Origin of the sequence: Nocardia salmonicida (assembly GCF_036142455.1) — a bacterium.
GTDB lineage: Bacteria > Actinomycetota > Actinomycetes > Mycobacteriales > Mycobacteriaceae > Nocardia > Nocardia salmonicida.
Window position 1 is genome coordinate 3,376,216 of record NZ_CP108014.1, and the last position, 21,516, is coordinate 3,397,731.

At 68.4% G+C, this 21,516-nt stretch carries 22 protein-coding genes; 13 read left to right on the forward strand and 9 right to left on the reverse strand.

The window, feature by feature from the left end; genetic code table 11:
- Positions 1 to 123: 123 nt before the first annotated feature.
- Positions 124 to 903, forward strand: a complete 780-nt coding sequence (locus OHS03_RS15985; RefSeq protein ID WP_328663643.1) for a hypothetical protein — start codon at positions 124 to 126, stop codon at positions 901 to 903.
- Between the two features lie 59 nt (positions 904 to 962).
- On the opposite strand, the gene OHS03_RS15990 is transcribed toward OHS03_RS15985, so the two are convergent.
- The 4 genes from OHS03_RS15990 to OHS03_RS16005 form a co-directional block, all read right to left on the reverse strand.
- Complete coding sequence (locus OHS03_RS15990) at positions 963 to 1,631, reverse strand: urease accessory protein UreD (RefSeq protein WP_328663646.1); 669 nt, start codon at positions 1,629 to 1,631, stop codon at positions 963 to 965.
- Entirely contained in the window at positions 1,621 to 2,328 is a 708-nt protein-coding gene (gene ureG / locus OHS03_RS15995; RefSeq protein WP_056810116.1) for an urease accessory protein UreG, read from the reverse strand. The genes OHS03_RS15990 and ureG overlap by 11 nt, the downstream gene beginning before the upstream one ends.
- A gap of 24 nt (positions 2,329 to 2,352) precedes the next feature.
- Positions 2,353 to 3,003 (reverse strand): urease accessory protein UreF, encoded by a 651-nt coding sequence (locus OHS03_RS16000; RefSeq protein ID WP_328663648.1) that lies wholly within the window; start codon positions 3,001 to 3,003, stop codon positions 2,353 to 2,355.
- 122 nt (positions 3,004 to 3,125) lie between these two features.
- A complete protein-coding gene (locus OHS03_RS16005) occupies positions 3,126 to 4,613 on the reverse strand; it encodes an MFS transporter (RefSeq protein ID WP_328663650.1) in 1,488 nt (495 codons plus the stop codon).
- A gap of 92 nt (positions 4,614 to 4,705) precedes the next feature.
- Between OHS03_RS16005 and OHS03_RS16010 the strand changes: the two genes are divergently transcribed.
- The 3 genes from OHS03_RS16010 to OHS03_RS16020 all read left to right on the forward strand — a co-directional run bounded on the left by OHS03_RS16010 (position 4,706) and on the right by OHS03_RS16020 (position 7,220).
- On the forward strand, positions 4,706 to 5,398 hold the full coding sequence (locus tag OHS03_RS16010; RefSeq protein WP_328663652.1) for a TetR/AcrR family transcriptional regulator: 693 nt from the start codon (positions 4,706 to 4,708) through the stop codon (positions 5,396 to 5,398).
- A gap of 33 nt (positions 5,399 to 5,431) precedes the next feature.
- On the forward strand, positions 5,432 to 6,403 hold the full coding sequence (locus tag OHS03_RS16015) for a zinc-binding dehydrogenase (RefSeq protein ID WP_328663654.1): 972 nt from the start codon (positions 5,432 to 5,434) through the stop codon (positions 6,401 to 6,403).
- Positions 6,404 to 6,545: 142 nt separating this feature from the next.
- Complete coding sequence (locus OHS03_RS16020; RefSeq protein ID WP_328663656.1) at positions 6,546 to 7,220, forward strand: class I SAM-dependent methyltransferase; 675 nt, start codon at positions 6,546 to 6,548, stop codon at positions 7,218 to 7,220.
- Here OHS03_RS16020 and OHS03_RS16025 read toward each other — a convergent pair.
- Positions 7,171 to 8,421 (reverse strand): DUF418 domain-containing protein, encoded by a 1,251-nt coding sequence (locus tag OHS03_RS16025; RefSeq protein ID WP_328663657.1) that lies wholly within the window; start codon positions 8,419 to 8,421, stop codon positions 7,171 to 7,173. The two genes, OHS03_RS16020 and OHS03_RS16025, sit on opposite strands and share 50 nt — an antisense overlap.
- A 204-nt stretch (positions 8,422 to 8,625) precedes the next feature.
- Here OHS03_RS16025 and OHS03_RS16030 point away from each other — a divergent pair, with 204 nt between their 5' ends.
- The 9 genes from OHS03_RS16030 (at position 8,626) to OHS03_RS16070 (ending at position 17,648) form a co-directional block, all read left to right on the forward strand.
- Entirely contained in the window at positions 8,626 to 9,612 is a 987-nt protein-coding gene (locus tag OHS03_RS16030; protein ID WP_063006556.1) for a zinc-binding dehydrogenase, read from the forward strand.
- Positions 9,613 to 9,736: 124 nt separating this feature from the next.
- Positions 9,737 to 10,189, forward strand: a complete 453-nt coding sequence (locus OHS03_RS16035) for a PaaI family thioesterase (protein WP_056810137.1) — start codon at positions 9,737 to 9,739, stop codon at positions 10,187 to 10,189.
- Positions 10,190 to 10,210: 21 nt separating this feature from the next.
- Positions 10,211 to 11,062 carry an alpha/beta fold hydrolase gene (locus OHS03_RS16040; RefSeq protein ID WP_328663660.1) on the forward strand — a complete coding sequence of 284 codons (852 nt, stop codon included), beginning with the start codon at positions 10,211 to 10,213 and terminating at the stop codon, positions 11,060 to 11,062.
- Positions 11,063 to 11,164: 102 nt separating this feature from the next.
- Positions 11,165 to 12,388, forward strand: coding sequence for a cytochrome P450 family protein (locus OHS03_RS16045; protein ID WP_328663661.1), 1,224 nt, complete (start codon positions 11,165 to 11,167; stop codon positions 12,386 to 12,388).
- 132 nt (positions 12,389 to 12,520) lie between these two features.
- Entirely contained in the window at positions 12,521 to 13,642 is a 1,122-nt protein-coding gene (locus OHS03_RS16050; RefSeq protein ID WP_328663664.1) for an ABC transporter ATP-binding protein, read from the forward strand.
- Between the two features lie 31 nt (positions 13,643 to 13,673).
- Complete coding sequence (locus OHS03_RS16055) at positions 13,674 to 15,044, forward strand: ABC transporter substrate-binding protein (protein WP_328663666.1); 1,371 nt, start codon at positions 13,674 to 13,676, stop codon at positions 15,042 to 15,044.
- Positions 15,041 to 15,898 carry a metallophosphoesterase family protein gene (locus OHS03_RS16060; protein ID WP_328663667.1) on the forward strand — a complete coding sequence of 286 codons (858 nt, stop codon included), beginning with the start codon at positions 15,041 to 15,043 and terminating at the stop codon, positions 15,896 to 15,898. The genes OHS03_RS16055 and OHS03_RS16060 overlap by 4 nt, the downstream gene beginning before the upstream one ends.
- Positions 15,899 to 16,846 (forward strand): carbohydrate ABC transporter permease, encoded by a 948-nt coding sequence (locus OHS03_RS16065; protein WP_328663669.1) that lies wholly within the window; start codon positions 15,899 to 15,901, stop codon positions 16,844 to 16,846. It abuts the gene before it with no gap.
- Positions 16,836 to 17,648, forward strand: coding sequence for a carbohydrate ABC transporter permease (locus OHS03_RS16070; RefSeq protein WP_328663671.1), 813 nt, complete (start codon positions 16,836 to 16,838; stop codon positions 17,646 to 17,648). Before OHS03_RS16065 ends, OHS03_RS16070 begins: the two co-directional genes overlap by 11 nt.
- A gap of 9 nt (positions 17,649 to 17,657) precedes the next feature.
- On the opposite strand, the gene OHS03_RS16075 is transcribed toward OHS03_RS16070, so the two are convergent.
- The 4 genes from OHS03_RS16075 to OHS03_RS16090 all read right to left on the reverse strand — a co-directional run bounded on the left by OHS03_RS16075 (position 17,658) and on the right by OHS03_RS16090 (position 21,516).
- Entirely contained in the window at positions 17,658 to 18,587 is a 930-nt protein-coding gene (locus OHS03_RS16075) for a LysR family transcriptional regulator (RefSeq protein ID WP_328663673.1), read from the reverse strand.
- 107 nt (positions 18,588 to 18,694) lie between these two features.
- Positions 18,695 to 19,366, reverse strand: a complete 672-nt coding sequence (locus tag OHS03_RS16080) for an O-methyltransferase (RefSeq protein WP_056810160.1) — start codon at positions 19,364 to 19,366, stop codon at positions 18,695 to 18,697.
- A gap of 87 nt (positions 19,367 to 19,453) precedes the next feature.
- Positions 19,454 to 21,175 carry an urease subunit alpha gene (locus OHS03_RS16085; RefSeq protein WP_056810170.1) on the reverse strand — a complete coding sequence of 574 codons (1,722 nt, stop codon included), beginning with the start codon at positions 21,173 to 21,175 and terminating at the stop codon, positions 19,454 to 19,456.
- A complete protein-coding gene (locus OHS03_RS16090; RefSeq protein ID WP_328663675.1) occupies positions 21,172 to 21,516 on the reverse strand; it encodes an urease subunit beta in 345 nt (114 codons plus the stop codon). The genes OHS03_RS16085 and OHS03_RS16090 overlap by 4 nt, the downstream gene beginning before the upstream one ends.

Below are 21,516 nucleotides of genomic sequence, written 5' to 3' on the forward strand. Positions count from 1 at the left end.
GGTTGCCGACGTTTCGGACCCATCCGACTCGAGCACCGGTCCGAATGTCGGAGGTCATATGTGTGACCAAATCCCCAGGATGAAAGGTGATCTATGGCGACGGGGAAACACAGGGCGCCGAGTATGCAGCGACAGAAGGTAGGTTCGGTCGTCGCAGCCGGAGCGGTACCCCTGGTCATGGCCCTGATCGGCACGGGCACCGCGAATGCCGATCCCGCGCAAGCGGCGGTGACACAGCCCGAGCATCAGGCCGGACCGGAGTTCGACGCGGTGGCACCCAACGCCACCCCCTACGTGGGCCAGCCGATGCCCGCGAACACCCGCAGCGCGCTGCAGTGGTCGCGCACGGGGCCGGAAATGGACTACCTGTCCCCGGTGGGACCGCTGCACGCACCGACCGCGGTCGCGCCGGTGCCGCCGATCCTGCCGCCGCCGGGCCAGTTCCGCTTCGGTGACCAGCAGATTCCGGTACCGGACTTCGTGCCGGTGGACACCTCGATTCACATCAACGACGTCGCGGCCACTACCGAGGCCAACCTGGCGACGTTCCTCGACTCGGTCGGCCTCGAGCGCAGCCGCTCGGACCGGATCGCCGCCGAGACCCTGGGTTCGGCTGCCAGGGGCGCGGCGGTCGGTTCCACCGTGGCGATGCCGTTCGCGATGATGGCCAGCACGGGTGGTGCGTTGGCCGGGCTCGTCGCCGGACTCCCGCTGTTTCCGGTCGGCTTGGTCGCGGGCCCGATCCTGGGTGGCATGGCCGCGTACATGGCCGTGTCGATCCCCATCACCGTGGTCGGCGCCGGTATCGGTGCGGCGGTAGGCGCGGCAAGCGGATTTCTCGCACCGCCGCGTGCGGCGGCCCCCCAGTCCGTCGATACCGAAGCCGAGCTCGTCTCCGCTTGATCGAATTCCCAGCGGTGGGAGTCGGGCCATCGGCTCGGCTCCCACCACCATTTGTGCGGCTAGGCGTCGGCGATCGCGAGCGCGCGCAGTCGGCTGGTCGTCCGGGTGGCGAGTGAACCACCCGCGGCCAGCGGGAGCCGAACCTCGTCCACACTGCCCGACCAGACCGGACGGTCATCCGGATAGACCAGCTCGCTGTCGAGCGCACGCGGTGCGGTGAGCCGATCATCGGTCGACGCACCCGCGCCGAGTTCGAGCCGGTGCCGCAGCAACGGCACATCGCCGACGTCGGCCAGCAGGTCACCGCGCCACCCGCCGCCGTCCTCGCCACTGCGGCCCACCTGCACCCGCTCCCGCAGCCGCAGCCGCGCGTCGGGTGCCACCTGCACCGTGGTCACCGTGTGATGGCGTGCGCCCCCGGCCACGATCGTCGGTTCCGGGTCGAAGTCGAGTTCGGCGCCTTCGCCGATCTCGAAGCGCCAGTGCGCGTTCGACAACATGGTGGCCGCCCCCGGCAGGGCGATCGTCGCCGCCACCGAACGAACCACCAGCCGCGCACCAGGGTGCACGACGATGGTGATGTCGAGTTCGTCGCCACCGAGCGGGGTGGCCGCGGTACCGATCAGGTGCACGGTGTCGACGCCGGTGTGCCGCCCGGCCAGGCCCCCGACCGCATCGATGCGGGGCAGCCTGCCCGGTGCGGCGACAATGCTGAGTTCAGTGCGCAACGCCGGCGGCCGTGTCCTGTTCGGCGGCGACCCGCAGTTGCTCGCGCACCCAGGCCAGGACCGGGGTGGCGGCCGGGTCGTCGGTCAGCGAGACCAGCGCGGTGGGGCGGCCGTCGCGGACCTTGGCGGCGTCGCGCTCCATCACGCCCAGGTCGGCGCCGACCAGCGGGGCGAGGTCGGTCTTGTTCACCACGAGCAGGTCGGAGAAGGTGACGCCGGGGCCGCCCTTGCGCGGCACCTTGTCGCCACCTGCCACGTCGACGACGAAGATCTGCACGTCGATCAGGCCGGAAGAGAATGTGGCCGTGAGGTTGTCGCCGCCGGACTCCACCAGGATCAGATCCAGCGGCGGGTTGGCCGCGACGAGGTCGTCGATGGCGTCGAGGTTGGCGGTGATGTCGTCGCGGATGGCGGTGTGCGGGCAACCACCGGTCTGCACGGCGGTGATCCGCTCGTCGGGCAGCACGGCGTGGCGGCGCAGGAAGTCCGCGTCCTCGGTGGTGTAGATGTCGTTGGTCAGCACCGCGAGGGACAGTTCGTCGCGCAGTTGCCTGCACAGGGCGGCGACCAGCGCGGTCTTGCCGGAGCCGACCGGGCCACCGATGCCGATGCGCAGTGCCTCACCCGCGGCGCGGTCGCGCTTGGGTCGGTCGTGGCTGTGATCGTGCGGTTCGCCATCGATCAGATGGGGAGGCATGGGGGCTCCTTCTCGGGTTCGGGGTCAGGATGCGAACAACGGCATGTCGCGGTGGAGGTGACGTTCGGCGAGCGCGTCCTGCAGTGGATCCGACAGTGCGGCGAGCCCGGCGGCGGCCTCGGCGGCGATCCGGTCGCACAGCGGCGCCAAGCGCAGGGTGCACTCGGCGATGGCGGCGGGATCGAGGGCGAGCAGTCGTTGCGCGGCGGTGGCGGCGCCGGTGAGCGTCGTGTAGACGACGACGCCGGCCAGCTGGTCGGTGCTCGCTCCGCTCGCGGCGCCGACCATGCCGAACACCGTCGACAGATGGGGGCGCGGTCCTACCGCAGCCCAATCATGGTGCGGCCACAGTTGTTTGGCCAGGCGAAGCAGCCCACGGCCCTGCGCGCGCGATGCCGTGCGCGCGGCGGGCGACGGGGTGCGGGCGTCCGCCTCGAGCTCGGCGCGTTCGGGCGTGAGCGACCCGCCACACACCGCGGCGGCCAGCGATGCCGTGACGAGTCCCGACGTCGAGATCCGGCGCCGCAGATACAGCTCCACGCTCGCCTTGTCGCGCAGCAACCCCGACGACACAGCTTCCTCGACGCCGCCGGAGTGCACGTGCCCACCGATGGGCAGGCGCGAATCGGCCAGGGCGAGCAATGTCGCCAGTCCCGCCGCACCCTCGTTTCGCATCCGACGATCCTATGCAACGAACATGGACGTCCGCCCGGTGAGGCCGACCAGCACGGCACACCGTGGCGGCGATCACCCCGACCGGTGGTCGGGTGCGACCCGCCGATCGACCGCCGGACGATTCAGTGTGCCTCGACGGTCGCCGTCTCGGTGCGGGTCGAGCGCCAGGCCAGCACCGCCATCGCGATCAGCAACAGCGCGCCGCAGGTGGTCGCGATGTGCATTCCACTGACGAAGGATTCGCGGGCCGCGTGGATCAGCCCGTCGTCACCGGATGACTGCACAAGGGTGTCGCCCAGGGTCTCGCCGAAGTCCCCGCCGGAGCGGAACACCAACGCGGCCACCGAGCCGAGCAGGGCGAGACCGAGCGCGTTGCCGAGTTCGAAACTCGTTTCGGAGATACCGACCGCCGAACCCGCCCGCTCGACGGGCACCGCCGACACCGCGACATCCGAGACCAGCGTGAACGAGAAGCCGTAACCGATACCGGCGATCACCGAGCCCGCGATATACCAGCCGAGGCCGCCGTCGACACCGACGCCGAGCAGCATCAGGTTGCCGATCGCCGACAGCATCAGCGCGAGGGTGAAGGTGGCTCGCACGCCCAGCCGCATCCCGAGGCGCGCGCCGCTCATCGAGCACACGAACACCGCGATCGCCATCGGAACGCCGAGCAACGCGGCGGCCAACGGATCGCGACCGGTGACCGACTGCAGGTAGATGCTGGTCAGGTAGCTCAGCGCGGCCAGCGACATCATGCCCGCCATGCTCGCCCCGATCGCCACCCGGAACAGCGGCCGCGTGAACAACGACAGGTCGAGCAGCGGTTCGGCGAGATGACGCTGCCTGCGCACGAACAGCACGAGCAGTCCGACGCCGATCACGGCGATCACCGACGACACCGCGTCCAGCCCTTCGGCGGCGATGTGTTTGATCCCGTAGATCAACGGCAGGATGCCGCCTATGGACAGCGCGACGCTGGGCAGATCGATCGGCCCCAGCGCGGCGGAGCGATGTTCGGGCAGCAGGATCGGCCCGAAGATCAGCAGAATCGCCAGCACCGGAATGTTGATCAGGAACACCGAGCCCCACCAGAAGTGGTGCAGCAGTACACCGCCGATGATCGGCCCGACCGCCGAACCACCGGCGAAGAACGCGGTCCAGATGCCGATCGCGGTGGCCCGTTGCCGGGTGTCGGGGAACAGGGTGGAGATCAGCGCCAGGCTCGACGGCAGCAGCGTCGCACCACCGATGCCCATCAGGACTCGGGCCGCGATGAGGACCGGCGCGGTGGGCGCGAACGCGGCGAGCACCGACGCGACGCCGAAGATCGCGGCGCCGACGAGCAGGATATTGCGTCGGCCGATCCGGTCGCCGAGGTTGCCCATCGTGATGAGCAGACCCGCCAGCATGAACCCGTAGATGTCGAGGATCCAGAGCTGCTGGGAGGCAGTGGGGTCCAGGTCGGCCGTGAGGGTCGGCATGGCAAGGAAGAGAACCGAGATGTCCATCGACACCAGCAGCACCGGCAGCAGCAGCACGCCCAATCCGAGCCATGCGCGGCGTCCACCGGCGACTACGGTGGGCACCGCCGGTTCCAGCTTCGTCATTTTCCGACATCCTTCCACGGTGTGCGTACGCCGTACGCGGGAGCTGGGTACAGTGTACGCATGAAGGTTGTATTACGAAAGCGAGTCATGGGATGACCGAGGCGAAGCTCACCCGCACCGCGATCGTCGACGCCGCGATCACCCTCGCCGACGCCGACGGACTCGACGCGGTGTCGATGCGCCGCATCGCCGACCGCCTCGAGGTGGGCACCATGTCGCTGTACCGGCACGTGGCGAACAAGGACGAACTCATCGCGGCCATGACCGACGAGATCGCCGCCCGCCACCCCTATCCCGATCCGGCCGGTCGAGGGTGGACGTGGCGCGACCGGGTGCGCATCGCCGCCGAGGTCGATTGGCAGCTCTACCAGCAGCATCCCTGGGTACTGCTCACCTTCGCGGTCCCCCGCTACAGCTTCGGCCCGCAGGGCCTGACGAGCCTGGCCTGGCTGGTCGAGGGCCTGCGCGAACTCGACGTGACCGCCCGTGAGGCCACCACGATGGGGTTCTCCGTCTGGAACTACATCTCCGGCGCCAGCTTGCCGGTGGTCGGCGGCGCGCTACTCGCCGAAAAACGCACCGCGACCGACGACACCAATGGACTGCGCGACCTCCTCGAGGGCACACCCTCCTTCCCCGTGCCGCCGGCGCTGGCCGAACTGGAAGGCGCGGGGGTGAGCGATCTCACCTCTGAGGACCTGCTGTTCCTCGGCCTCGAGGCGCTCTGCGACGGCTTCGCCGCCCGCGCGGCCCGTCGAGCCCCGGAGTCGCCGAACCGGCCTTGACCTCGAGCACCATTCAGGTTGAAGACTGATTTCATGCATGCGATCCAGCTCCACGAATTCGGTCCCGCCGAGAACCTCCGCCACGAGTCGATCCCCGATCCGGAACCGGGCCCGGGCCAGGTGCGCATCGCGGTAGCGGCCGCGGGTGTCCATCTGGTCGACACCGCGTTGCGCCGCGGTGAGCCCGGCCCGTTCCCGGTGCCCGAGCTGCCGACCGTCCCCGGCCGCGAGGTCGCCGGGGTGGTGGACCGGGTAGGCGAGGGTGTCGACGACAGTCTGCTCGGCGCACGGGTGGTCGCTCATCTGGGAGCTGCCCCGGGCGGCTACGCCGAGCTCGCCGTCACCGAAGCCGAACGGCTGCTCGATATTCCGGAGGGCGTGAGCGTCTCCGCGGCGGTAGCGATGGTCGGCACCGGGCGCACCACGCTCGGCATCCTCCAATTCACCGAACTCGATGCCGACAGCGTCGCGGTGGTGACCGCGGCGGCCGGGGGAATCGGCACGCTGCTGGTCCAGTACGCCGCTGCCGTAGGCGCGACGGTGGTCGGGCTGGCCGGTGGGCCGGACAAGGTGGCGATGGTGCGCGACAACGGCGCCGATATCGCGGTCGACTACACGCTGGCGGATTGGCCGGAGAAGGTACGGGCCCAACTGGGCGGACGGACCGCGACCGTCGTCTTCGACGGCGTCGGCGGCCCGGTCGCCGACGCAGCCGTCGACCTACTCGGCCCCGGCGGCACCCACCTGGTCTTCGGCTGGTCCGCCGGGGCCCCGACGCACGTGGACACCGCCGCTCGCGGCATCACCTCCCCCAGCGTGCTCGGCCCGCCGATGATCGAGCGTGCGGGTGGCGACCTGCGCATCCTGTCCGAACGCGCCCTCGCCGCCGCGGGTACCGGCCTGTTCCGCCCCGCACTGACCGAATTCCCCCTCGCCGAGGCCGCTGCCGCCCACCACGCCCTCGAATCCCGTGCCACCACAGGCAAAGTCGTATTGGTCCCCTGAGGGCTTCGGACTCTGGTGATGCTGACTCGGCCGGAGTTTCCACCACCAGGGCCTAGTGATCAATCGACCAGATCGCTCACCGTCGGGCGAGTCGGGCGAATGTCGGACGACACGGTGGTCATCGGTGGTGAAGACTGGACCTATGACCGACGCGCAGCCGTCCGCCGATCGTCGCCTCGCCGCTCAGGCACTGGCCGCGAACGATCCGACCGGATGGTTCGAACCGCTCTACGCCGAGGCCGCGGCGGGGACCTCGGTCGTCCCGTGGGACCGCGCCGAGCCCAATCCGCTGCTGGTCGACTGGCTGCGTAGCGCCTCCCTCCCCCAGTGCGCGAGGGGCCTGGTGATCGGCTGTGGCTACGGTACCGACGCGGAATTCGTTGCTGCCCAAGGTATCCGAACCACCGCGTTCGACGTCTCTCCGAGTGCGATCCGCGGCGCCCGCGCCCGCTTCCCGAATTCGCCGGTCACCTACAAGGTCGCCGATCTGCTCAACCCACCGACGTCCTGGCGCCACTCCTTCGACCTGGTCATCGAGTCGATCACCGTCCAATCCCTCCCCCTGGACGTGCGAGCCCTCGCCATCACCGGCATCCGGGACCTCCTGGCCCCCGGCGCGACCCTGCTCGTCATCGCCGACATCAGCAAGACCCCCGCCACCGTCGGCCCACCATGGCCGCTCACCCGCGCCGACATCGACTCGTTCACCGCCCCCGACCTGACCCAGGTCGTCGTGGAAACAGTCCCTCGCGCCGACACGTCGGGCCTCAACCGCTGGCGGGCCGAATTCCATCGCCCGGCGCAGGCCGCCGACTGACACTGGCCGACGACGTCCGCCAGGCCGGGACGGTCCAGTACGTCGCCGCCCGCAGCACCCATTCCACCGGCCCGTACGGATGGCGGCTCAGCCACCAGGCGCTGAGCCAGAGCTGGGCGACAAAGGTGACCATGCCGACCGCGATCACCACTGCGGGCGACAGGTCATCGGCGAGGGCAAGGCCATAGCCGGTGTAGACGAGCATCAGCACGATCGACTGGCCGATGTAGTTGGTGGCGGCCATGCGCCCGGCCGGGGCGAGCAGGGCGGTGTAGCGGCCGAGGCGGGCGGACTGTGCTGCCAGCAGGATCGCGGCGACGTAGGCGAACGTCATGGCCGGGTTCACCAGTATCTGGAGGCCGTGGATCACGGCGGGCGCATGCCACCAGGTCATCGTCTCGGCGAAGGTCATCGCCGAGATCGGCAATCCGAGGCCGAAGCCGATCACGAGTGCGCGAAGAGACCAGCGGCGCAGTGTGTCCGGGTCCGCGAACAGGTTTCGTTTGCCCGCCGCCATGCCGATCAGGAACATCGCCAGGCTCGGCACGCCCTGGCTGAACCAGATCAGCAGCAGGAAAACCGGCGCGAGGGCGGTCTGCGCGGAGAACGTCGAGGCGAAGGTGTCGGTGTAGTCGGCGGAGATCGCGGGCAGGTCGACGAAGTCGCCGAACGCGAGAAGACTGTTTTCTCCTGGCAGAAAGCTCCATGCCGACCAGATCACATACAGCACCACTCCGACGATCACCGCCGTTCGCGGTCGCAATTTACGCAGCGCGATGAGGACCAGGCACAAGAACGCGTACAGGGTGAGGATGTCCCCGATCCACAGCAGGTAGACGTGTACGAGACCGATCACCATCAGCGCGGCGCACCGTCGGAGCAACCGCCCTACCGGCGAAGCCCCCGCGCGGTGGGCGGCCGCGATCTGCAGCGTGAACGAGTATCCGAACAGGAAGGCGAACAGCAGATAGAACCGCCCGGTGAACAGGGCGTCGACGGTGGCACGCACCAGCAGATCGACGGTGCCCCCGAAGCGCAGCACGGGGTCCTCGCGAGTGCCGACCACCGACCACAACGAGGTCGCCACGACCACATTGGTGATAAGGATCCCGAACAGGGCGAACCCGCGCAGGATGTCGACCTCGGCGATACGCGATCCGGATCGCACTGCGGGCGAACGTGTTCCGAGTGCGTCTGCCATGAACCGAGCGTACGCACGCCGACCGCCCGCATTCGTCCACCGTACGAGCTATTTTCGCCCCCGTACCGGGGTGATCCGCTGTCAGCCCTGCGGCGTATTGACAGCCGGGCCCGAACGACCACCTGAGCGGCCCATGACCGCCACGGTGCCACAATGGAGCACGATCACGCTCGGCAGGGACTCGCAACCACCACGGAGGCGGACATGCAGGCAGTTGTCATCGATGAATTCGGCGAACCGAAGGACGTGCTCACCGCACAGCAGGTGCCGACCCCCGAACCAGGGGAAGGTGAGGTGCGGATCGCGATGTCGCTGTCGCCGATCCACAACCACGATCTGGCGATCATCCGCGGCGTGTACGGCTACCGGCCGCCGCTGCCCGCGATCCCGGGGACCGAGGCCGCCGGTGTCGTCGAGGCGATCGGCCCCGGCGTCGACACCCTCCAGGTCGGGCAGCGGGTAGCGATCGCGGGCGTGCGTGGGGCCTGGGCGGATTCCTTCGTCGCCCGTGCCGCACAGGCGGTGCCGATGCCGGATTCCGTGCCCGACGAGACCGCCTGCCAGTTACTGGCCATGCCGCTGAGCGCGCTGATGCTGCTCGACGACCTGCAGGTGACGTCCGGTCAGTGGATCGTGGTGAACGCCGCCAACGGCGCGGTCGGTCGACTGCTCAACCTGTTCGCGAAGGAGCGCGGCGTGCGGGTGCTGAGCCTGGTCCGCGGCCAGTCCTCGGTGCAGGCGCTCGAACAACTCGGCTACGGTCCCGTGCTCGATACCGAGTCGGTGGGCTGGCTCGCCACGGGCGCCGACATCACCGGTGGTGAACCGATCGTGCGCGCCGTCGACCAGGTCAGTGGGCCCGCCGCGGGCGATCTGATGGCGTTGCTCGCCCCGCGCGGTGAGCTGATCTCCTTCGGCGCGCTGTCGGGCAAGCCGCTGATCATCGACACCGGCGCCGTCATCTTCAAACAGGCTGTGGTGAAAGGGTTCTGGGGCCAGCAGCGCAGCTCCGACATCGACCGCGCCGATTACGCCCGGTTGATCACCGAACTCGTCACCCTCGCCGCCGACGGCACCCTGCGCCTCGATGTCCAGGCCGATTTCGCGCTCGATCAGGCCGCCCAGGCCGCCGTGGTCTCCGAAACCCCCGGTCGTAACGGCAAAGTGGTCCTGCACGCCGGAACTCGCTGAGCTCTCGGCCGGGCGGTGCGACGAGGTCGCCCCGCCCGGCCGGACTCTTTCCAGACCCCCAACAGCAGGCGAAATCTCCGCGATCGGCTGTTCCCGCGCGGCGTCAGCGGGCAGGATTCGCCGCATGACGAGCAGCGACGGTCCACCGCCCAACCCCGACTTCGCACAGCTGGTTCCCAGCGTGGTGCTGTCCATGCCCGCCGCCGCCCACCTGGGTTTCCACTTCGGCAAGGTCGAGCTCGGCGATGTCGAGATCGTGCAACCCCACCGCCGCGAACTCACCCAGCACGACGGCTTCTTCCAGGGCGGAGTCCTGGGCTCGCTCGCCGATTTCGCCGCCGGTTCGGCCGCGGGAACGCTGTTGCCTGTCGGCTGGGTGAACATGACCATCGACTACACCGTGAAGATCCTCGCGCCCGCGAAAGGCCCGACGGTGGTCGCTCGCGGGCGGGTGATCAAGCCCGGCGCGCTGCTCACCATCGCCGCCGCCGACGTGTTCTCGGTGGAGGAATCCGGCGAAGTCCTCTGTGCCACAGCGCTGGTGACGATGCGCAACGTGCGTCTCGCGGCGGCCTGAGCACCGGGAGCGAGTGATCTCATGCCGATCATCCCCGTCAACGATGTTCCGATCGCCGTCACCGACACCGGCGTTCCCACGGGTCGACCCGATGCCGCCACCGTGGTCTTCGGCCACGGATTGTTGTTCGGCGGCTGGATGTTTCGCGCCCAACTCGAGGTACTGCGACGCGACTATCGATGCGTCACCCTCGACTGGCGCGGTCAGGGCGATACCCCACCCACGGCCGACGGCTACGACATGGACACGCTCACCGCCGACGCGGCGGGTGTGATCCGCGCTCTCGACGTGGGACCCGTGCATTGGGTGGGACTGTCCATGGGCGGCTTCGTCGGTCAGCGACTCGCCGCCAGGCACGGCGACCTGCTGCGGTCGCTGACCCTCCTCGATACCAGCGCGCGAGCCGAGGATCCCACCAAGATCGGCGAATATCACCGCCTCGCGTGGGCGCTGCGCTGGTTCGGCATCCGCCCCATCGCGGGCCAGGTGGCCACTCACCTGTTCGGCCCCTCCTTCCGAGCTTCCGGCACCGGCAAGGAAGTTGTCCGCGAGTGGTCGCGGCGCCTGGCCGGGATCGACCGCGTCGGTCTGCGCCACGCCGTCCACGGTGTCACCGAACGCCGCGCCGTCGACGACGAACTTCCGGCGATCACCGTCCCCACCCAGATCATCGTCGGCGCCGATGACGCGGCCACCCCGGTTCCGCACGCCCACCACATCGCTTCGCTCGTCCCCCACGCCCAGCTCCACACGATCCCCGCGTGTGGGCATTCGAGTTCGCTCGAACAACCACAGGCCGTCACCGACCTGCTCCACAGCTTTCTGGCGTCGATCGAGTCGAACACGTCGACGACGGAGCCGCACAACACCTGACACCCGGCCCGTGCAACGAATTCGCGCTTGCTACAAGGATTTCCGTGCTGTCGTTGTCCAACGTCGATGCGCATCCCGCCCGGCGCGAGTACCGTCGATTCGATGGCCGACCTCACCGCCTCCGCCCCTGTCGAGTCCATCGACGCCGACTTCTTCGACGATCCGCACGCGCAATACCGCCGGTGGCGCGCCGAGGGTCCCGTCCATCGGGTTCGCTTCCCCGACGACGTCGTCCGCTGGGTGGTCGTCGGCTATGCCGAAGCCAAGATCGCGCTCGCCGACCCGCGATTCCGCAAGGATGTCGTCCGGATCGACGCGATCCTGCACAGCAAGCGCGACACCACGGCGACGGACCCGAACATCGTCGCGCTGCTGAGCCATATGCTCGGCACCGATCCACCCGCGCACACCCGCCTGCGCAAGCTCGTGAACAAGGCTTTCACCAGCCGCCAGGTCGCGTTGCTGCGCCCACGCATCGAACAGATCACCGAGTCGCTGCTGGACGCGATGAGCGAGCGCGACGAGGTCGATCTGATGAGCGAGTTCGCCAATCCCCTTCCGGTGACGGTGATCTGCGAGCTGCTCGGCGTCCCGTTCGAAGATCGCGCGGACTTCCAGGCCTGGACGAAGGCTTTGGTCACCGTGGTCGGTGAGGGCGAGGAGGACGAGCGTCCGGCCGCGTCGGCCGCGATGGTCGGCTATCTCGCGAAACTGGTGCGTACCAAGCAGTCCGAGCCCGCCGAGGATCTGCTGTCCCAGCTGGTGCTCGCCGATGACGAGGGCGATCGGCTCACCGATCATGAACTGGTGTCGATGGCGTTCCTGCTGCTGGTCGCCGGCCACGAGACCACCGTGAACCTCATCGGCAACGGGGTGCTCGCCCTGCTCCGCAACCCCGAACAGTGGCAGGCTCTACGCGCCGACAGCACCGGGGTGCCCGCCGCCGTCGAGGAATTCCTGCGCTTCGACGGCCCCGTCGACATGTCCACCGCCCGCTTCACCGCGGAACCGGTCACCCTGGGCGAGGTCGAGATCCCCGAAGGCGAAATCGTCTACGTCGCCCTCTCGGCGGCCAACCGCGACCCCGCCCGCTTCCCCGCCCCCGACACCCTCGCCACCGACACCCCCACCGCGGGCCACCTCGCCTTCGGCCACGGCATCCACTTCTGCGTCGGCGCCCCCTTGGCCCGCGTAGAAGCCGAAATAGCCTTCACCGCCCTCCTCCACCGCTTCCCCCGCCTGACCCTGTCCCCCACCGCCGACCTCCACTGGCAGACCAGCACCCTCATCCGCGGCCTCCTCGAACTACCGGTCCGCCTGCGCTGAAGCAATCCGCGCTGCTGGACAACCAGCACTGACAGTGCCGTTCAGTCGTCTCGGTAGTGCCTAGACGATTGGACCGATCGACGTTCACTATCGCACCGGCGCGCGCGCCGTAGCGGGCTCGACACTGGGCGCATGGCACGACTGCAGATCGAAGCGGTGTCGAAGAAGTTCGATGCCGAGTACGCGGTGCGCGAGGTGAGTCTCGACATCGCCGATGGTGAATTCATGGTGTTGCTCGGCCCGAGTGGCTGCGGCAAATCCACGCTGTTGCGGATGATCGCGGGGCTGGAGGAGCCGAGCGCGGGGCGGATTCTGGTGGGTGGCACCGACGTGACGGACGAGGCGCCGCAGCGGCGGGATCTGGCGATGGTGTTCCAGAGCTACGCGCTGTATCCGCATCTCTCGGTGGCCAAGAACATCGGGTTTCCGTTGCGGGCCAGACGAAGGCCGCGGGCGGAGATCGCGCAACGGGTGGCCGAGGTGTCGACCACGCTGGAGATCTCGGCGCTGCTCGAGCGTCGCCCGGTCGCGCTGTCGGGCGGGCAGCGGCAACGAGTCGCGTTGGCGCGGGCCATGGTTCGCGATCCCGGCGCGTTCCTGATGGACGAACCGCTGTCGAACCTCGACGCGAAACTGCGCAGCGCGACCCGCGCCGAACTGATCGCGCTGCACCAGCGCCTCGGTGCGACATTCCTCTACGTCACCCACGACCAGGTCGAGGCGATGACGATGGCGACGCGCATCGCACTGCTCAACCAGGGCCGCATCGAACAGTGCGGTACCCCCGAGGAGCTCTACGACCGCCCGCGGTCGACCTTCGTCGCCGGCTTCCTCGGTTCGCCCCCGATGAACCTGTTCCCCGCCGTCGTCACCTCGAGCGACGGCCACATGAAGGTGATGGCCGACGGCATCGACGCCGCGCTGGACATCGCCGAGGATTCCGGCGGCGCCACCGCCGTCGTCGCCGGAATCCGTCCGGAACGCCTGCGGATCGACGACACCTCGACCGATGTCCGCGGCCGGGTACGGATGGTGGAGAACCTCGGCAGCGAGGAACTCGTGCACCTCGACTCCGGTCTGTGCGTGCGCGCGGCTCGTCCGGCCGGTGTCCGGGTGGGCGAGGACATCGCCTGCCGCGTCGACCCCGCCGACATCCACCTGTTCGACCCCGACACCGGCCTCCGGCTCACTTGGCAAGCGCCCCAAATCCATTCGGACGCGGCCATCGACGCGGCCGCTGTTCCCGTCCCCTGATTTCGGCACCACCCCGATGAGGAGTTCCATCATGAAACGCACACTGCCCGCACTGGGCGTGGCGATCACCACCGTCCTCGCCCTCACCGGCTGCGGCCTCGGCACCACCGGGTCCACCGAAAGCACGAGCACGGCGCAGATCCCCGAACTGGGTGCCGACCAGCAGGTTTCGATCGTGTTCGAGTCCTACAGCTACGGCGTGGCCGGCGCCTGGACCGACACGTTCAACGCCCTGATCGCCGACTTCAGCGCCAAGCACCCCAATATCAAGGTCACCGCGCAGAAGCCGCAGGGCAACAGCCCCAACCCGGCGACCGACACCGTCTCCAGCATCCAGAACCAGATGGTGGCGGGCACCCCGCCCGATGTCGCCCAGCTCGGCTTCTCCGACCTGGACTTCACCATCAACCAGCTCAAGGCCAAGCCCCTCGACCAGCTGGTCGGCGCGCCGGCGGTGAAGCAGAACTTCGACGGCGCCCGCCACGCGTACGCACCGCGCGCCCGCACGCTCGACGACTGGGACGGCCACACCTACGGCGTTCCGTTCGTGTTCTCCACGCCCGTGCTGTACCTGAACGCCTCGCTGTTCACCGAGGCCGGTCTCGATCCCGCCAAGCCCCCGACCACCTGGGACGAGGTCACCACCGCCGCGAAGGCGATCGCCGACCGCACCGGCAAGGGCGGGGTCTACATCGACTGCCTGACCAAGACCGCCAAGGACTGGTGCTTCCAGTCGCTGGTGCGCTCGAACGGTGGTCGCGTGATCTCCGAAGACCGCAACTCCCTCGCCTTCGCCGACGCGCCCGCCGTCGAGGTCACCAAGATGGCACAGAACCTCGTGAACACCGGCAGCATGCCCAAGCTCAATCAGAAACAGGGCTACGAGGCGTTCGGCCGCGGCGAGATCGGCATGATGCTCGAAACCAGCGCGCTGCAGAGCATTTTCGTCACCGGATCCAAGGGCAAGTGGGACCTGCGTTCGGCGCCGATGCCCGGCTTCGGCACCAAGCAGGCCGTTCCGACCAATTCCGGTGCGGGCCTGCACATCCTGTCCAACGATCCGGCCAAGCAGCGGGCCGCGTGGGAACTGATCAAGCACCTCACCAGCGAGGATTCCTACAAGAAGATCGCGCAGAACATCGGCTACCTGCCGCTGCGGACCGGCCTGCTCGAGGAAGCCGGTGGCCTCAAGGAATGGGCCGATCAGAACCCGCTGCTGCGCCCGAATGTGGCGCAGCTGGCCACCATGGAGCCGTGGGTTTCCATGCCGGGCAACAACTATCTGCAGATGCGTGACGGCATGATGGACGCCGTCGAAGCCGTCGTGTTCCAGGGCGCCGACCCGCAGTCGACGCTCACCGCGGCCCGTACCGCGGGCACCGAACTCATGCCGAAGTCATGAGCGAACTCACGATCGTCCAGATCACCGACACCCACCTGCGGCCCGAGGGCGAACTGCTCCACGGCGTCGACACCGCCGCCAACCTGACGGTGGTGCTCGACCGGCTGCGCGAATTCGGGCAGCACGTCGACGTGCTGATCTTCTCCGGCGATCTCAGCGACAACGGATCACCCGAGGCCTACCGGCGGCTGCGGGCCGCCGTCGAGCCCGTCGCCGCCGAGCTCGGTGCCGAGATCGTCTATGCGATGGGCAATCACGACGAACGCACCGCCTTCGGTGTCGAATTGCTCGACCGCGACACGGTGGACCCGGATCTCCCGCACGACCAGTGTGTCGAGGTCGCGGGAGTGCGGATCGTCGTGCTGGACAGCACCACGCCGTTCCAGCACGACGGCAAGCTCGAGCCGGAGCAACTAACCTGGCTGGCAGGCATTCTGCGCACGCCCGCCCCGCACGGCACCGTGCTGGTGGTGCACCATCCGCCGCTGCGCTCCCCACTGGCCACCCTCGACTTCCTCCGGCTCAAGGATGCCGAACAGCTGGCCGAGGTCGTCGCGGGCACCGATGTCCGGATGATCCTGTGCGGACACAACCACCTCACCGGCGCGTCGGCGCTGGCCGGGATCCCGGTGTGGATCGGTCCCGCGATGGCCTACCGGGTGGACGCGATGGCACCGGCAGGCAGGCACCGTGGATTCGTCGGATTCGGGTACAGCCGCATCGACGTCATGGCGTCAACGGTGCTGGCCACCGCGATCGACGCCGCCCCGGCACCGACGGTCTACGACCGGCCGGAAGCGGAGATGCTCGCGCAGATCGCCGCGATCGTCGCCGCCAGGGCGGCGGTGAAGTAGATGTTCGTCATCGATGCGCCTGCCTCGCCGACACCGCTGGTCGAGGCGAAGCCGGTACGCCGCCCGCTCACCCGACGCCGGGTGGCCCGGTTCGTCGCGCCGTATCTCTACCTGAGTCCGGCGCTGTTCCTGCTGGTCGTGTGGACCTATCAACCGCTGGTGCAGGCCCTGCAACTGTCCACGTACTCGTGGAACCTGCTGCCGACGGCTCCGATGACACCGGTCGGTACCGCGAATTATGAACGGCTACTGGATCTTCCGGCGTTCTGGGGCGCTCTCGGGCGCACCGGGACTCTGATCCTCGGTCTGCTGCCGTTCACGGTGGTCCTGCCGGTCGTCATCGCGATGGCGAGCAGGCGGGTCACCGGCCGGGCGCGCACGGTCTATCAGGCACTGGTGTTCGCGCCGTTCCTGGTCGCGCCGGTCGCGGCGGCCGCGGTGTGGCGCTGGTTGCTGCATCCGGGGACGGGTTTCCTCGCCCAGGTCACCGGATCCGACCGCAACTGGGTGTACGAGACCGCGACCGCGCAGGGTGTGATCATCGCGATCACCGCCTGGCACCTGATCGGCTTCGCGGTCCTCGTGGTGTGGGCGGGGCTGGCCGGAATCAGCGGCGACTACGACGAAGCGGCCAGGGTCGACGGCGCCTCACCCGGTCAGATCCGGCGCTGGATCACGCTGCCGCTGCTCTCGCCCACCGTGCTGTTTCTGGTCCTCACGACCGTATTGCTCAGTCCCACCCTGACTTTCCCGCTCATCGACTCGATGACCCAGGGCGGTCCGGCGCAGGCCACCACCAATATCTACTACCTGCTCTGGGACTACGCCTTCCACAGTTTCGACGCCGGTCTGAGCGCCGCGGCCGGTGTGCTGCTGTTCTTCGGCTTCGGTCTGGTGGCCGCACTGCTGGTCTGGATTTCGGAAAAGGTTGCTGTCCATGACGATTGAACGACTGCGCGGGGTGGGCAGCCATCTGCTGCTCGCCGCGACGGCACTGGTGTGCGTGTTCCCGATCTACTGGCTGTTCGCGACGTCGCTGCGCAGACCCGAAGACGTCACCTCGCTCTCCCCGATCCCGTGGCCGCTGTCGACGGCCAACTACCTCGACGCGGCGCAGAAGGTCGACATCGCCGGTCTGATCGCCAATACGTTCTTCGTCGCGGTGCTCTCGGCGGCGGGCCAGCTCCTCATCGCGCTGCTGGCGTCCTACGCGTTCGCCGTCTACACGTTCCCGCTGCAGAACCTGCTGTATCTGGCGTTCGTCGGGGTGTGGCTGGTGCCGTTCCAGGTGACGATGCTGCCCAACTACATCCTGCTCAACCAGCTGGGCCTGATCAACACCCTGATCGGCGTCGTGCTGCCGACGCTGTGTTCGGCGCTGGCGGTGCTGCTGCTGCGCCAGCACATGTCGGCGTTCCCGAAGGAACTCATCGCGGCCGCGAAGATCGACGGGCGTTCGTCGTGGTCGATCCTGTGGACCGTGGTGGTGCCGAATCTGCGGCCCGCGCTCGCCGCGCTCGGCATCCTGCTGTTCATCAACGCGTGGAACGAGTACTTCTGGCCCGCGGTCGTACTGCGTCAGTCCAACAGTGTCCTGCAGCTCGGGCTGCGCAGTTTCATGGGCTCCGAAGGTGATCAGTGGGGGCCGATGATGGCGCTGGCCGGCCTCGCCTGCCTGCCGGTGCTGCTGCTGTACCTGGTGCTGCAACGCCACATCGTCAACGCGTTCGTGCGGTCGGGATTGAAGTGACCGACGACCTCAGCTCGTCAAGACCTGGTCGTCGTCCAGGGCAGGTGCCGTGGACGCGAGGCAATCCAGAAACATCGCCACCGCCGGATTCTGCTCGTCGGCCCGCCACACCACGTGCAGATCCAGGGTCGGGACCGGATCGACCAGTTTCAGTGCCACCGCGTCGGTGCTCGCGGTACCCATACCCGCCGACACCGCCCGTGGCAGCGAGGCGAACCCGACCAGTGGGCGCACCGACACGATGTGGGCGGTGGCGCCCGGATCATCGGCGATATGGGTGATGTTCAACGAGATCCGGGTCTGCGCCGCCGATCGCAGGATCGTGTCGTACATCGCCGGGCACTGCTCACGCGCGAACAGCACGCACTCCTGATCGCGCAGCTCAGCGAACGGCACATGCGAGCGGTGGGCCCAACGGTGCTGTCGGCCGACCACCGCCACCAGCGGGATCCGGTGCAGCAGCCGGCGGTACCGGAAATCGGCGGTGCTCGGGTGGCCGTAGACCATGGCCAGGTCGAGGGACCCGTCAGCCAGGGCGGCCAGCTGCGGTCCGGTTCGCTTCTCCCACAACGACACCGAGATGCCGGGGTGGCGGTCGGTCAGCTGGGCCAGCGCGTCGGGCAGCACGTGTTTGCTGGCGGGCAGGTTGTAGCCGATGTTCAGGCTGCCCGCGCGCCCGGCGGCGGTGGCCTTCGCCGCCTTGGCGGCCCGGTCGAGCTGGGCGACGATCTGGCGGGCCTGCAGCTCGAACTCCCGGCCCGCGGGCGTCAGGCGCACCTCGTGCGAGTTGCGCGCGACCAGCTGCACTTCCAGGGATTTCTCCAGCTTCTGCAGCTGGGCGCTCAGGCTGGGCTGGGTCAGATGCAGACGTTGCGCCGCGCGCCCGAAATGCAATTCTTCGGCGAGCGCGATGAACGAGACGAGATGACGGATTTCCATGACGGCGGCTCCTGAAGTCGAACACTCCCACGCTAGCGGCAGCGAACAACACCCTCATGAATCCCGGACGCCCGGCAATGACCATCCGCATTGCCGGGCGGTGAAGTTCAGGAATTCGGACCGGTGACCACGGCGTAGGCGAAGCCGTCCCATCCTTTTGCGCCGACGGTCTGGATGACGGTCGCATCGACGCTCGGTTCGGCGGCGAGCAATTCGATCAGGTCGCGGCTGGCCCGCGCGTTCGGGTCCTCGGTCTGCTCGTCGGCCACCGCGCCCGCGCGTACCACGTTGTCGACGATGATCACCGAGCCCGGATGGGTCAGGCGCAGTGCCCACTGGACGTAGTTGGAGTTGTTGACCTTGTCGGCGTCGATGAAGACCAGATCGAACGGCTCGGTCAGATCCTCGGCGACGCCGGGCAAAGTGTCCAGAGCCGCGCCGACCAGGATCTCGACCCGATCGCCCACCCCCGCACGGTCCAGGTTCTCGCGTGCGACCTTCGCGTGACGTGGTTCGAATTCGAGAGTGACGACGAGGCCGCCGTCGCCGACCGCGCGCGCCAGCCACTCGGTGCTGTACCCGCCGAGCGTGCCGATCTCGAGCACCCGGCGTGCTTTCGCGGTGCGGGCCAACAGGTTCAGCAATTTGCCCTGGGGTGGGGAGACATCGATGGCGGGCAGTCCCGCGTCGGCGTTGGCGGTGAGCGCGGGCACGCCCTCGTCACCCACGAGGGTGGTGACGATATAGCTGTCGACATCGGTCCAATCGTTGGTCGTCATATCGGCAGTCTGCCACCGAGCGCGGCCCGACACCGGCAACGCCCGGGCGATGAGCGCCGGGGTGGCCTAGCCCACCCCGGCGCCGGTTCAGAAAAGGAAGTAGCGCTGGGCCATCGGGAGTTCGGTGGCGGGTTGTTCGGCCCAGACTTCGCCGTCGATGCGGACAGTGAAGGTGTCGGGGTCTACTTCGATGCGGGGCATGGCGTCGTTGTGGGGCATGTCGGCCTTGGTGACGCGGCGAGCGTTCTTGACCGGCACCAGCTTTCGGCGCACGTTCAAGCGGTTCGCGAGGCCGTCGTCGATGGCCTGCTCGGAGACGAAGTGCAGCGAGGTGGCCGCGGCGGCGGGGGCCGCGGCGCCGAACATCGGGCGCGGGAGTACCGGCTGCGGGGTGGGGATCGAGGCGTTGGCGTCGCCCATCGCGGCCCAGGCGATCATGCCGCCCTTGAGGACGGCATGCGGGCGGACGCCGAAGAACGCGGGCTCCCACAGCACCAGATCGGCGAGTTTGCCGACTTCGATCGAACCGATCTCGTCGTCGAGCCCGTGCGAAACCGCCGGGCAGATCGTGTATTTGGCGATGTAGCGCTGCACGCGGGCATTGTCGGCCGCGCCGTCGCCGGGCAGGGCGCCACGGCGGCGCTTCATCACGTGGGCGGTCTGCCAGGTGCGCATCACCACCTCGCCGATGCGGCCCATCGCCTGGGAGTCCGAGCCGATCATGGAGATGGCGCCGAGGTCGTGCAGGAGGTCTTCGGCGGCGATGGTGGACGGGCGGATCCGTGATTCGGCGAAGGCCAGGTCCTCGGGGATCGACGGACTCAGGTGGTGACACACCATCAGCATGTCGAGGTGCTCGTCGAGGGTGTTGACGGTGTGTGGCCTGGTGGGGTTGGTGGAGCTGGGCAGCACATTCAGATGTGAAGCGACAGTGATGATGTCGGGTGCGTGGCCGCCGCCCGCACCCTCGGTGTGGTAGGCGTGGATGCCGCGGCCCGCGATGGCGGCGAGGGTGTCCTCGACGAAGCCCGCCTCGTTCAGCGTGTCCGAGTGCAGCGCCACCTGCACGCCCGCCGCATCGGCGACAGTGAGGCAGGCATCGATCGCCGCGGGGGTGGAACCCCAGTCCTCGTGCAGCTTGAAACCCGATGCGCCGCCGCGCAATTGCTCCCACATCGATTCGTGGCTGACCGTGTTGCCCTTGCCGAGCAGCACGATGTTCATCGGCCAGTGATCCAGTGATTCCAGCATCCGCGCCAGATGCCAGGAGCCCGGCGTGACGGTGGTGGCCTTGGAACCCTCGGCGGGGCCGGTGCCGCCGCCGATGAGGGTGGTGATGCCGCCGCCGAGCGCTTCGTCCATCAGCTGCGGGCAGATGAAGTGGACGTGGCAGTCGATGGCGCCCGCCGTGAGAATACGGCCGTTACCCGCGATGATCTCGGTCGACGGACCGACGACCAGATCCCGGTGCACGCCCGACATCGTGTCGGGATTACCGGCTTTGCCGATGCCGCAGATCCGGCCGTCGCGGATGCCCACGTCGGCCTTGATGATGCCCCAGTGGTCGATGATGACGACACCGGTGATGACAGTGTCGGGGGCGCCGTCGGCACGAGTGGCGCGCGACTGACCCATCGACTCGCGCAGTACCTTGCCGCCGCCGAACACCGCTTCCTCACCGGCGAGACCCGGTCCGCCACTGCGGTCTTCGGTGATCTCGATGAGCAGGTCGGTGTCGGCCAGGCGAATACGGTCGCCGGTGGTCGGCCCGAACAGTTCGGCATAGCGGGCGCGGCTCAGTTCGGTCATCGACTCTCTTCCGGACGTCGCGGTGAATCATCTGCATCCAACTGCCCCGGCGGGTTCATGCTGATGCCGTGGACCTCACGGGTTCCGCCGAGCGGAACCAGCGAAATCCGCTGCGGCAGACCGGGTTCGAAACGAACTGCGGTACCTGCCGGAATATCGAGCCGGTGCCCGTAGGCAGCCTCGCGGTCGAACTCCAGCGCGGCGTTGGACTGCGGGAAATGCACATGACTGCCCACCTGAACGGGACGGTCACCGGTATTGACCACCTCGAGCTCGACACGCACCGCGCCCGCGTTCAACTCGATCGTGCCCTCGGCACAGAGATATTCACCGGGAATCAT